9 protein-coding genes are annotated in these 13,377 nt (G+C 39.4%); 1 reads left to right on the forward strand and 8 read right to left on the reverse strand.

Features of this window, described 5'->3' with window-relative positions; all coding sequences use genetic code 11:
- Positions 1-79: 79 nt before the first annotated feature.
- Genes MKY37_RS05495 through MKY37_RS05525 form a run of 7 tightly spaced genes read right to left on the reverse strand, consistent with a single transcriptional unit; the run spans position 80 to position 7,501 of the window.
- Positions 80-856 (reverse strand): SDR family oxidoreductase, encoded by a 777-nt coding sequence (locus MKY37_RS05495; protein WP_340774647.1) that lies wholly within the window; start codon positions 854-856, stop codon positions 80-82.
- 4 nt (positions 857-860) lie between these two features.
- Positions 861-1,796, reverse strand: coding sequence for a 1-phosphofructokinase (pfkB, locus tag MKY37_RS05500; RefSeq protein WP_340774649.1), 936 nt, complete (start codon positions 1,794-1,796; stop codon positions 861-863).
- A gap of 11 nt (positions 1,797-1,807) precedes the next feature.
- The gene (locus tag MKY37_RS05505) at positions 1,808-2,845 is read right to left on the reverse strand and encodes a galactitol-1-phosphate 5-dehydrogenase (protein WP_340774652.1); all 1,038 of its coding nucleotides are present in this window, start codon (positions 2,843-2,845) and stop codon (positions 1,808-1,810) included.
- Positions 2,846-2,857: 12 nt separating this feature from the next.
- Positions 2,858-4,342 (reverse strand): xylulokinase, encoded by a 1,485-nt coding sequence (locus MKY37_RS05510; RefSeq protein WP_340774655.1) that lies wholly within the window; start codon positions 4,340-4,342, stop codon positions 2,858-2,860.
- Positions 4,339-5,214 (reverse strand): class II fructose-bisphosphate aldolase, encoded by an 876-nt coding sequence (locus tag MKY37_RS05515; RefSeq protein WP_340774658.1) that lies wholly within the window; start codon positions 5,212-5,214, stop codon positions 4,339-4,341. The genes MKY37_RS05510 and MKY37_RS05515 overlap by 4 nt, the downstream gene beginning before the upstream one ends.
- 1 nt (position 5,215) lies before the next feature.
- A complete protein-coding gene (gene xylB, locus MKY37_RS05520; protein ID WP_340774661.1) occupies positions 5,216-6,748 on the reverse strand; it encodes a xylulokinase in 1,533 nt (510 codons plus the stop codon).
- A gap of 12 nt (positions 6,749-6,760) precedes the next feature.
- A complete protein-coding gene (locus tag MKY37_RS05525; protein WP_340774664.1) occupies positions 6,761-7,501 on the reverse strand; it encodes a GntR family transcriptional regulator in 741 nt (246 codons plus the stop codon).
- 158 nt (positions 7,502-7,659) lie between these two features.
- On the opposite strand from MKY37_RS05525, the gene MKY37_RS05530 reads away from it, so the two are divergent.
- Positions 7,660-8,529, forward strand: coding sequence for a D-psicose 3-epimerase (locus tag MKY37_RS05530; RefSeq protein ID WP_340774665.1), 870 nt, complete (start codon positions 7,660-7,662; stop codon positions 8,527-8,529).
- Positions 8,530-9,041: 512 nt separating this feature from the next.
- Here MKY37_RS05530 and MKY37_RS05535 read toward each other — a convergent pair.
- Positions 9,042-12,668, reverse strand: a complete 3,627-nt coding sequence (locus MKY37_RS05535) for a S8 family serine peptidase (RefSeq protein ID WP_340774668.1) — start codon at positions 12,666-12,668, stop codon at positions 9,042-9,044.
- Positions 12,669-13,377: the final 709 nt, after the last annotated feature.

Here is a 13,377-nt window from a genome sequence, read left to right on the forward strand (position 1 = left end):
TGATAGCGTTTTCAAGAATATATTTAATTATTCAGTATTATTTATTTATATTAATCTTTCAAAAAGCTTATATATTCAATTAAATGATGGTAAATCCTCCATCTATAACGAACTCGCTTCCTGTCACAAAAGATGCAGAGTCAGATAACAAATAAATTACTGCACCAGCAAGCTCCTCTGGTTTACCAAGTCGTTTCATCGGAGTTAAATCTGCCCATTGTTTTCTCCAGTCTTCCCTTACAAAAGAAGTAAGTTCCGTAAAGATATATCCGGGACTAATACAGTTGACGCGAATTCCTTGTTCAGCCCACTCATAAGCTAATGACTTTGTCAGTTGAGTGACCCCTGCTTTTGACGTATTATATGATGCTTGTAACTGTGGGTAGTTGACAATGATGCCTGACATAGAAGCAGTATTGACAATCGAACCTTTAATACCGTTCTCTATAAGATATTTTCCGAATAATTGAGCAACATAAAAAACACCATTTAAATTGACATCAATGACCTTTAGCCATTCTTCTGGGCTTGCTTCAATTACAGGTTTTTGTATGACGATACCTGCATTGTTGAAAAGAAGTTCAATTGACCCCATTTGTTTAACCGAGTCTTCCAAGGCCTTTTTCACTGCATCATAATCCGTTACATCTACTTGCAATGAGAAAGTCTTACAGCCATAGTTTTGCGCAATCTCTTCTGCTGTTTGTGCAGCAGACTCCCCGTTAACATCGAAAATAACGACATTTGCACCTACTGCCGCCAGATGTTCTCCGACTGTTTTACCGATTCCACGCGCTCCTCCTGTAATTAAAACAGTTTTATTTTTTAATGAAAATAATTTCTCAAGCATTTCCATATCCTCATCCCCTCTCCATATTTTTTACTGCTACTTGCGGAAGAATCTGTTCAACCAATTCAGTTGAAATATCACCTGTTTTTTCTGAGAGCGTATTCGCAGCCGATACTGCAATTGCTAACTGAAGCTTCAGCTCGTCTTCATGACTATCTATCATAGAACAAGCTATAGCCGCCACCATTGAATCACCAGATCCAACTGTATTTATTATGTCTAGCTTTGGTGGAGTAGCGCGAAGGACGCCTTTTTTACTGATGAAGAGTGCCCCTTTCTCTCCAAGGGATACAATCACATTTTTGATGCCATTATCTAATAACTTGTTTCCAAAAGTGATTACCTGTTCTTCTGTTTCCAATTTTGTACCAAATAATTGCTCCAATTCATGAATATTAGGTTTGATAACGAATGGAGCAGCCTCCAAGCCCTTCGCCAGATATTCTCCACTAGTGTCAAGTACAACAGGGATATTCCTCTTGCTACACATACCAATTAGCTGCGCATAAATATCAACTGGCATCCCTTTCATAACACTTCCAGACATTGTGACAAGTGATGCTTCTCCAAGAACTTCTTCGAAATCCTGGATGAAACGACTAATAACTTCGGGACTGATTTCTTCACCTTTTCCTAACACTTCAGTCGATATACTATTTTCATCCACAATGTTAATACATTCTCTCGTTTCCACACCCGTATCCGTAAAGCGATGTGGTATCTGATCTCGATCTAATAGTTCAACGACCCTCTGCCCTGTATGACCACCAGTGAGACCGACAGCCAGCACTGGAAAGCCGAGTTGACGTATTACCCTTGCCACATTGAGTCCTTTACCACCAGCTGACGAAATGTTCTTCGCTGCACGGTGCACGTCACCTTTGGTAAAGGCAGGAACATGATAATACTGATCGAGCGCTACATTCAGCGTAAGTGTGACAATCATGTTATATCTCCTCACTTTTCACTATCGATTAGTATTTTTCCTTTTACCGTTCCAGGTGTTTTAAACATCTCAAATGCAGATACAATTTCACTTAATGGAATTTTCTTAAAAAGCAGTGACTCATCAATTTTAATGTCACCAGAGCGAATATATTTCGCTGTTTCTATCCACTCTTCACCAGGAAAATCCTTGCTGTATGACATCCAAGAACCTGTCAAGAAAAATTCTTTACGGTTAAGATGTTCCCATTCATGAACGGAGAATGTCAGCTCTTTTGTCGGCGTTCCAATCAGACAGACAGATCCTTTCTTTTTAACTAATTCAAATGTAAGTTTAATCGTTGCCGTGTTCCCTGCAGTTTCCAATACATAGTCGAAACGGCGACCATCTAATTGCTCAAGGAAAGTTGGATCTGAAGAATTGATGCATTCGTCTGCACCAAATCTTTTAGCAAGTTCAAGTCGTTCTTCACTAATATCGAATACCGTCACATGTCCTGCACCTAATATTTTCAGCCACTGTAGTGTAAAAAATCCTATATTCCCAATGCCGAGTAGTGCTACAGATTTTCCTGATTGAAAATCTAGTCGGCGGATGCCGTGGAGCGCAACCGTAATCGGTTCAAAAAAAGCCCCTTGTTCAAAGGAAATGGAAGTATCGAAGCGAATGGCATTTTTTTCAGGCACCACTACATATTCTGCAAAACTCCCTGATCGTCTGGAACCGATGAAGCTATAGGTTTCACAAAGTGCGTAATCACCATTCCTGCAGTATTGGCAATCCATACATGGTAATAACGGAGCACCGGCAACACGATCTCCAACTGACAATGATTTCACATTTTCACCGATTTCAACGACTTCCCCTGAAAACTCATGTCCAAGAATAATCGGGTATGAATGGGCTGCATCACCATTAACTCTCGGAATATCAGAACCACAAATCCCCGTGAATTTTACTTTGATAAGAACATCACCCGAACCAGGTACTGGTGTTTCAACGTCCTCATAAATTAGTTTCTCCCTTGCGTTCAGTACACCTGCTTTCATCTCTTTTACCTCCTAGTTGTATATCTGTTTATTCATAACGCTTGATAGCTTGAGATACTGATCCATTGCTTGCTTATAAACTTCTGTATTTGCAATATTTGGCTGATGCTCCCTACGTATGTTAACAGTTTGCTCGACGACCTCTTCAAAGCTTTCATACATACCAACTCCAACCCCTGCAAGAAGAGCGGCTCCAAATGTTGTGGCCGTATCGGAACTAGGTACTCGAATCTGACATCCTGTTACATCCGCATATATCTGAATCCAAAGTTCGCTGTTAGCTGCCCCGCCCATCGCATGAATATCTAGTTCTTGAATTGGAACTCCAGCTTCTTCTGCTACAAGTAGATTGTGATAAACCGAGAACACGACCCCCTCCAATACTGCACGCACCAAATGTCCTTTCGTTTTGTCAAAGCTCAGCCCATAAAAAAGCCCTTTTGCTTTCGGATTCCATATAGGACTGCGTTCCCCTGAAAGGTAAGGAAGAAATAACATACCATCTGCGCCTGGATCTATCTTTTCCGCAAGCTGTGTCAATTCATTAAAACTTTCACTTTCGCCAAACTCTTGCTTGAACCACCGAAGAGCACCCCCTCCACCCACAGTTCCTCCCTGCAGAAGCCATCTTTTTGGGATAACATGTGGTGAAAAAATTAGTTGCGGATGTGTTTTAGGTTCATCTAGACAAATACTAACACCACCTGCCTGACCTCCTTGAAGTTGGGTTTGATTTACAGTAACTACTCCAGCTCCAAGTGTTCCACATGCTGCATCAAGACCTCCTGCGACAACAGGTGTTCCAACACACAGACCTGTCAATTTAGCAGCTTGTTCCGTTACAGTTCCAATTACTTCATGACATTCATAAATTGGTGGAAACTTTTCAAGTGGGAGACCCAGCTTTTCGGCCATTTGTTCGTTATAGGTATATGTAACGGGATCATAGAAATGGAGACCATAATTCTGACAGCGATCTGATGAAAAAACGCCAGTCAATTTTAGAGCAATATAGCTGTTGCTCTGAAGGAATTTATAGGTCTTTTCAAACAATTCCGGCTCGTTTTTTTTATACCAAAGAAGTTTTGGTGTTGTATAAGATGCTGACCAAGCATTACCTGACAACTCAAAAATCTCTTCTTCAGTCACTTGTGATTCATATTCTTTCATGACTTCCCTAGCCCGTATATCCAGCCAAATTGGAGTCTTACGCAGACTATTTCCATCTCGATCTACTGGAATGGCAGACCAACCTTGTCCCGCAATACCAATACCAGCTATTTCATCTGATTTAACCTCTGAATGTTCGAGGCAGTAGCGTATAGAAATGGTAATAGCTTTCCACCATTCATCTGAATCCTGTTCAACCCAACCTACCTCAGGATAATAAAGTGGATAGTCAGCAGAGTGCTGGATAACTACCTTCCCTTCAATGTCAAAAATAGCGACTTTACAGGAAGATGTTCCAATATCAATACCGAGTAAATACTTTTTCACTGTGAATTCCACCATGTCGTTTGTTTAACTTGGTCACTACTGCCGCATAAGTGCATTTTTTCTTTTACTACTTGTTTAACAGTTTCACGTGCGTGCTTTGTAAATAACTTAGGGTCAATAATATTGTCATGTGAAGTAACATACTCTTTTACTGCATCTGAGAATGCAATACGCAGTTCAGTTGCATAATTTATTTTGCTTATACCGAACTCAACACAATCCTTTACATCTTGCTCGGAAAGTCCTGAAGCACCGTGTAACACAAGTGGTACATTTACATTACTGCGTAGATTTTTCAGTAATTCAAGATCCAAATTCGGCTCACCTTTATAGACTCCGTGGACGGTACCAATGGCTACTGCCAACGAAGTAACACCAGTGCGCTCGACAAATTCGATTGCTTCCTCCACTTTTGTATAACCATCGGCACCATATTCAATATCTCCTGGCTTTCCGCCAACCGTACCTAATTCCGATTCAACTGATACGCCAATTGGTTTACAAATTTCAACTACCTCTGCTGTTTGACGGATGTTATCCTCAAACGGTTGTTTAGAGGCGTCAATCATTACGGATGTATAGCCTGCTCGGACAGCCTTTAAAGCAAGATTGCGACTGTCTCCATGGTCTAGATGTAGCGCTACTGGAACGGGACTATTCTCCACTGCCGCATGTACCATTGCATAAAACATAGCCATAGAAGCATATTTCACCGTGTTGGCAGAAGTCTGGATAATAACCGGAGATTTTTTCTCCTCAGCTGCTTCTATAACCGCCTGCACCATTTCCATATTTTCTATATTAAATGCACATACAGCATAACCGTTTTCCTGTGCATGTCTTAAAATCACATCACCTGAAACTAATGGCATTTCACTTCACTCCTTCTACTTGATGTTTTTCATAAACGCTGTGGAGAGCAACATAGAAATCATCAAATTTTTCTTTTGCTTTTTTATACACTTCTTGCATTTCTGGATTATTCTCCTGGAAATTCTCAATACGGATAAAGCGATCGATGACTTCAAAGTTGTCATATAATCCTGCTCCAACCCCTCCGATTATAGCTGCTCCCATGGACCCCGCTTCATCTAGATAATTCGGTACCTCTACAGGAACCTGGAAAACATCTGCAATAATCTGACGCCATACCTCACTCTTAGCACCACCTCCAATGATCATTAACCGGTCGATTTCAATATGCTCACTCAGGATATCGTAGATGATTCCCAAGTTGTAGGTAACGCCTTCTAACACACTTCGCTGCAATTCACCACGAGTGGTATCTGATTTAATACCTATATATGAACCTTTAGAAGCCGTATCCCAGCGTGGTGCCCTTTCGCCGAGTAAGTAAGGTAAAAATAATACTCCGTTTGATCCTGGTTCAGTTGCTTCAATCTGCTCATTAATTAGATCATAGACAGATTTACCGCTTTCCTTCGCTTGAATCTGCTCCGATGTAGCAATCGTTTCCTTCATCCAACTGAACGACCCACCTGCATATTGCATTGTGCCGTTCGGAGCATAATAGCCAGGAATTGCATGTGCCCATGTTACAGTTCTCATATCTGGATCAAAAATCGGTTTCTTTGATGTCGTTGTCACCCATGCAGAAGTGCCTAGTGAGCAGTATGTTTTACCTTCACTCACAGAACCCGCACCAATGTTGGCTGTTACACCATCACCAGCCCCAATCACTACTTTAGTTCCCGGTACGAGACCTGTTGCTGTAGCTGCTTGTTCAGTCACACCGCCTGCCATATATGTTGATGGTTTCAGTTCTGGCAATTTGTCTTTGTCAATGCCACTTGCTTCAATAATGCGGTCTGACCATTCCAATTTCTCAAGGTCAAAGCACCCCATTCCATTACCATCCGAGTAATCTGTGAAGAACTGACCTGTCAATTTCAAGACAATATAGTCTTTCGCATTTAGTACTTTGTACGTTTTTTCATAAATATTAGGTTCGTTATCGCGGAGCCACATCAATTTCTGAATACCGTATGAAGGTGTATTGCGGTGGCCAACAATATGATAAAATTCTTGTTGCGTTAGCTGCTTCTCCAACTCTTTTGTCTGGACAGTTGCGCGTTGATCTGCCCAAATAATGGATGGGCGAAGAGGGTTCCCTTGCTCATCAACAACCAAACAACCCATCATTTGCCCGCTGAAACTAACAACAGCTATTTCAGTCGGATCAATCCCTGTATCCTCAATCAATTTCTTCGTTGAATCACATACGGCATTCCACCAGTCATTTGGATTCTGCTCCACCCATTTTTCATTAAAGTAATGAGTAGAATACGGTGAAATACTGCTGCCTAACATCTTGCCTTCCACACTGAATATCGTGGCTTTGTTACCTGAAGTCCCTAAATCATGAGCTAAAATATATGTAGCCATCTTATGTCCCCCTTATTTTGTGGCAGTAATGACAATTTCAAATCTATTTTTATCTCCTCTATAACGTGCTAACGAATATTCAATCGGCTCATCTTTATAATTAAAACCAATGGAAATAAATTGTTGGATAGCTTTACCTTTTGTCATATTTAAATTTTTTATATCATATTGCGTAGCTTCCACTGCTTCAATGAAGCGTCGGATTTTACAGATTTGGGTTTCATTTAACTCGCTCAATATGGGATATAGAGATTCCTTAACTAAGTCACGTTCTAACACAAACTCGCATTTGTCATAAGGTAAATACGTCTCCACCATCACGATAGGTTCACTGTCTGCAAAACGTCTGCGATGAATGTAAATGACTTTTTCACCTACAGCTAGTTTTAGATGCATAGCTACTTCATCAGGAACTTCGATTACTTTAAAATCGAGCACTTCTGTACTAGGTGTCATACCAAGTTCAAGTATCTGGTCATTAAATGATCCAAGTGCCTGAATAAAGCTTTGTTCAATTTTGGGAGCCCTTACAAAAGTACCTTTGCTCTTTACTCTGTATAGCCAACCTTCTTGAACAAGTTCAGTAATGGCTTGTCTAACTGTAGTACGGCTGATGTCATAAATTTCACTAAAATCTTTTTCAGTAGGAATAGCATCTCCCACTTTATAAGACCCCTCTTTAATTTGTTGAAGAATTAATTCTTTTAACTGAAAATAAAGAGGAATCGGAACAGATTTGTCCAATTTTGTCATTTTTATATTCACTCCACTTCAAATGTAAATGCTTTCACCTATTATAATATTCAGACTTGACTAAAAGTTAAAGACTTATTTATGATTATATCATCAAGTCGTAATATCGCAATGTCATTATCTAATAACATTAGAATTTTTTAAGGGGGAAATGGAAAATGAAATACGGTGTATATTTTGCATACTGGGAGAATGAATGGGAGACTGATTTCGAACGTTATATTGAAAAAGTAAAAAAACTAGGATTTGATATATTAGAAGTGGCTGCTCTTGGATTAATTCACTTAAGTGATGGTGAGTTAACTCGTCTAAAAGATATTGCTAAAGCTGCTGATATCCGACTGACCGCGGGAATTGGTATCCCTAAAGATTTTGATGTAAGTTCTGAAAACCCGCTAATAAGAAATAATGGAGTTTCCTTCATGAAGCAAGTGCTCGATAAATGCCATAAAGCTGGAATTGACCGGATTGGAGGGACTATCTATTCCTACTGGCCAGCGGATTATTCCAAACTGATCAATAAACCAGAAATTCGCAAAAATTCTATTGAAAGTATAAGAGAACTGGCAGAATATGCGGCACCACTGAACATTACACTACTAGCAGAAACATTAAACCGTTTTGAACAATTTTTATTAAACGATACGCAAGAAGCCATCGACTATGTAAAAGAAGTAGGAAAACCTAATGTTAAAGTCATGCTTGATACATTCCATATGAATATCGAAGAAGATTCAATCCCAGACGCCATCCGCCTTGCTGGCAATTATCTTGGTCATCTACATATTGGAGAAGGCAACCGGAAAGTTCCTGGCAAAGGTTCACTAGACTGGTCTGGTATCGGACAAGCACTTCAAGACATCAACTACTCAGACTATGTCGTGATGGAACCATTTGTAAAAATGGGTGGACAGGTTGGACAGGACATTAAAGTATGGCGTGATTTGAGCGATAACGCCAGCGAAGAACAACTGGATCAAGAACTGGCAAAATCACTTAAATTTGTAAAAGAGCATTTTGAAAAATGATTTAGCAAAAGCCGGCTTAGATTTTTGAACTACACCCCAATTGTTAGACACTACTAACAACGGGGGTGTAGTTTTTTATGAACAAATATAATTTAGAACAAGAATGAATGCCGCTCATAAATACTAAAAAAATTATGGAAGAATAAGACTAGGAGTTTATGTGGTGGTTAGCAGGAGTTATGTGGTAGTTAGAGTGGAATAAGTGGTAATTGGAACCGGTTATGTGGATGTTAATCTGGTTTATTTGGTAGTTGGGAGTTTATGTGGTAGTTAGAGTAATTTATGTGGTAGTTGGAACCGGTTATGTGGTGGTTAATCGAAGTTATGTGGTAGTTGGGAGTTTATGTGGTGGTTAGAACCGCTTATTAGATAAAAGTTTAAAATTAGGACTGGACATATTGTGTGGAGGTTAGTGAGTTATCCGGCAGGTAGACTTTACTGATTAATTGTTTCTTGAATAGGAAAAACCGTTCCATTCGATAATTCTATCGATTAGAACGGTTCAGTTATTATTACTTGTTATTCCCTTTACCAGGTTTCACAACAGTCACATCAAACGTCAGCGTATGCTCACCATACGTTACAGTTACTGATGTTTCACCTTGGCCTTTGCCTTTTACAACGCCTGCTTTTACAGAAGCCACGTTATTATGCGCAACACTATATGTCGCAATTTTGGTAACGTCTGTTTCTGTAGTTTCGCCATCAACAGTCGTTACTTCTGTAATTTTAACTTTTACTTCTTTACCAGGTCTTGTTTCAACCTGAGCTTGGTCGATAGTTAGAGTTATTACTGGTTCTGCAACGATAGGCGCTTTAACTTTAACATTAACAGTTACCTCATTTTCACCATATGAAACAGTAATTGTAGTTGTGCCTTCTCGAACCGCAGTTACTAAACCATTTGACACTGTTGCGATACTTTCATCAGCGACGACATACGTAGCGTCTGAAGTTACGTCCTCATTTGTTGCATCACCTTCTACAGGTGTAGATGTCTCTATAACAGTAAGTTGAGACGTCTCGCCAGCTGTTAAGTCTAGCTCAGTGGGATTTACAGAAAGTGATAGAACCGGCTCTACCATTTCTTTTTCGTAAATTAATGCTTCGCCAACATTTCCTGCAGCATCATTAATAACGACCCTTACCTTATCTGTTTCAGTCGTTACTGGGAATGTAAAGCTTCCGTCTTGGTTCAATTCAAATGCTACTGGTGCAGTTGCTTCACCATTAACAGTAGTAATATATGATGCTTTTAATTTTTCATTTAAATTATAGTCTAATCCATACAAATATAATTCTTCATTATATTCGATATATTTGTCTGTTACTTGACCAGTCGCAACACCTTCAGCTACTGCTCCAGTAATTTTTGGACTAGTTGTCTTCACAACAATTGGTCCTACGTAGTCTGAAACTACTCCTGAAGCTGCAAGACCAGTGAAGTCAATTGTGTATAGACCATCTGGAATAGTTGTTGCTGGATCACTGCTCCATGGCTTATATTGTCCTGCAATATTCAGGTTATAAGATCCTGCACCTAGTGCTGAACCTGCGTGTAAATAACCAAGATAGCCATCTCCATATTCCCCGCCTTCAGGATTCATAATATCCCAAAGCTCGATATAGTTAGTTGTTACGTCGCCAGTTAATGTAAATGAAAGGACTGCAGAATCTTGAACTCCGTCACCATTAAATGATAAATCTGTTTCTGTGATCTTGTAGTCTTTCAGTTGTGTTGCTTCTGCTCCACCAAAATCTGCTGCAAATGGCAATGAAATATCCGTTTCTCCGCCTTGAACATGGATATATCCTAAAATCTCATCACCAGGCTTTGTAGTAGTTGCTGAAGCTGTTAATGTTAAGTTTAAAACTTGCTCACCAGCTAAATTGAATGTAGGCTGGTCAACCGTCACCTGTGCATCACCGAATGTTTTTGTGACATCAACTGTGACATTATATTCGCCACCATTACCTTTAATATCTTTAACTTTAACTTGTTTTGTTACGGAAATATTTTCTTTTAATGATTGAGGACCAAAAGTAACTGTCCCTTTTATGTTATCCACTACTGCTCCAGTACCGTCTAACACTGCGCTATCTAATGCATACGCAAGAATTTCTGGATGTGCTGCTGCATATGCATTTACACGGCCAGCACCTTGTGAGAATACATCATACTTCGTTGTATTTAGGATTTTAGCTGTGTTGGAAATAGCTACTTTCACATCAAAGGCATTCCAAGAAGGATTAGCTTGTTTCACAAGTGCTACAATACCTGCGATATGTGGTGTAGCCATCGAAGTTCCTGTTTTGCGATCATATGCTTCATCGTAAACTGCTTCTGGAAAATCTGTTTTGTACTTAGGAATTGTGGACATAATATTTGTTCCAGGTGCGCTTACATCTGGTTTAATATCAAAGTTTGGTGTAGAAGGTCCACGTGAACTAGAATCATTTACTTCATCTCCAAGTGTACTCGTAGAAGAAAAGTTACCGAAGCTCACTTTTCCTGTTCCCCCTACCAATGCAGCACGTATTGCCTCGCCATCTGTTAGAGACATATCAAACGTTGGTAGGAAAGCAAATGAATCACCAAGGAATGTACCCGATGCGTTCGGTGCACCTGTACCACCTGCAAAGTTATGAATAATTGTTGCTACAGCTCCATTTGCTTTTGCGTTCGCAATTTTATCGACAAAAGCGATACTACCTCGAGATATCAATGCCACTTTTCCTTCTACATTAATTCCTTCAAAATCTTTTACTTCTCCGTTTCCAGGAATAGCAACTAGGTCGAATTCACCTTGAAGCTGTGTTGCTAAATCTTTTCCAAAAGTTGAACCCATTAATTGCAACTGCTTAGTTAAGTTGTAGTCACCAACTGTAATATTTACTTGTCCGTTGTGCATTGTTTCCGGATTTGTTGTGTTTCCAACCGCAATTCCTAAACGTGCAGTAGCCGGAGTTCCCATAGTTCCACGGTTTGGACCTGAGTTACCAGTAGCAATTACCCCGATTGTCCCAGCAATCATTGCATTATTAATCGCAAATGACCCTGCATCTGTTTCGGAGTTTGCTCCTCCACCTAGTGATAGATTGATAACATCCATTTCTTCTAATACTGCTGTTTCAATTGCTTTGACAATACCCGATGTTGCTCCACTTCCGTATGCTCCAAGTACCCGGTAAGCATATAGATCTACTCTAGGTGCAATCCCTTTAATACCGTATTCATTCGCACCAATTGCTGCAATAGTACCTGCTACGTGCGTACCATGTGAAGTATAGAAAGAACTTCCATTTGCATTAAATTCAGGTGTTCCCGCAGGTCGTTCTGAAGGTAACGTTTCCGAAGCATCATCATCTGCTCGTGTTTTTGTATACGTAGACGAGTTTGGAATGAAGTTCTTCCCACCTTTATAAATTCCAGCGAACTCAGGATGATCAGCATCAATACCTGTATCAAGTACAGCTACTTTAACCCCTTGTCCTTCTATTCCTTCGTCCCAAAGTTGTTCAATTCCTAGGAATGAAATACTTGTATTCATTTGTGCCTCTATTGTTTCATCTTTTATAAGTTCTGATGATTTAGTCGTATTTTCTTCTGATGCATAAACAGTTGCATCCGGTTCGATTAATGTAATTCCATCAACCGTTAGTAATTTCGGAATGTCACTCGCTTTAACCGTTGCTGCAAATCCGTTTAATACAGTATCAAATGTATATCCTTGCTTTATTTGAACCTGTTTAGCAGTTAGCTCTTTTTTAACTTTTGCTTGTTGTGCTTTTACATTCGCACGAACTTGATTTGCTCGAGCATTAGAGAATTTCTTGCCTTTAACTTGGCTAATCCCTTGTTCAAGTGCTACAGGCTTCTCGGATAAATGAATGATTACTGCAACATCTTGATTGCCTGAGACATTTTGTAAACTTTCGTGAAGGGTTGGACCATCTTTGGACAAGCTCAATTGTTCCGCAATAGCCGCCTTCAGTTGAATCGTACTTTCACTTTGACCATTCTGTTTAAATGGCTTCGTTTCTTCAGCACTAACACTGGAGAATGGAACCAATAAAGAAAGCACCATAATCACAGCTAGAATACTACTAAAGAACTTAGTAAACTTAAAATTTTTCAAAACTCATTTCCCCTTTGGCTATAATTTCACACTTACCAATATTGTGTGACATTACCAACTTATCACAAGTAAACTAGTACGAATATCGAAATTTCGGATTATTCCGAAAGATTGATAAATAGTATTAGTTTTATAAAAAAACTCGTATCTTTTGAACCGTTCTCAACAAATCATTTTAGTAGTTTATACTTTCAATTTAAGTTAATTAGTACCCTTTAATACTACTTTAGTTTCAGATATTTTTAATAGATTTCAGAATAAGAAATTCCCAGGTTACGGTTAGGAGTTTATGTGGTGGTTGGCAGAAGTTATGTGTAAGTTAGAGAAGTTTATGTGGTGGTTGGAACCGGTTATGTGGTGGTTAATCGAAGTTATGTGGTAGTTTTAAGTTTATGCGGTGGATAAAGCAATTTATGTGGTAATTGGAACCGGTTATGTCGTGGTTAGAGGAGTTTATGTGGTAGTTTGGCGTTTATTTGGTAGTTTGGAGTTTATGTGGTAGTTAAAGCAATTTAAGTGGTAGTTGGAACCGGTTATGTGGTGGTTAGAGGAGTTTATTTGGTAGTTCGGCGTTTATGTGGTGGTTAGTGTAATTTATGTGGTAGTTAATCGAAGTTATGTGGTAGTTAGTCCAAGTTATGTGGTAGTTAATCCAAGTTATGTGGCGAATTATTTCTAATAACTTTTAAGGCAAAAAAAGGCCGCTAGA

This window comes from Psychrobacillus sp. FSL K6-2836 (assembly GCF_038003085.1).
Taxonomy (GTDB): Bacteria; Bacillota; Bacilli; order Bacillales_A; family Planococcaceae; genus Psychrobacillus.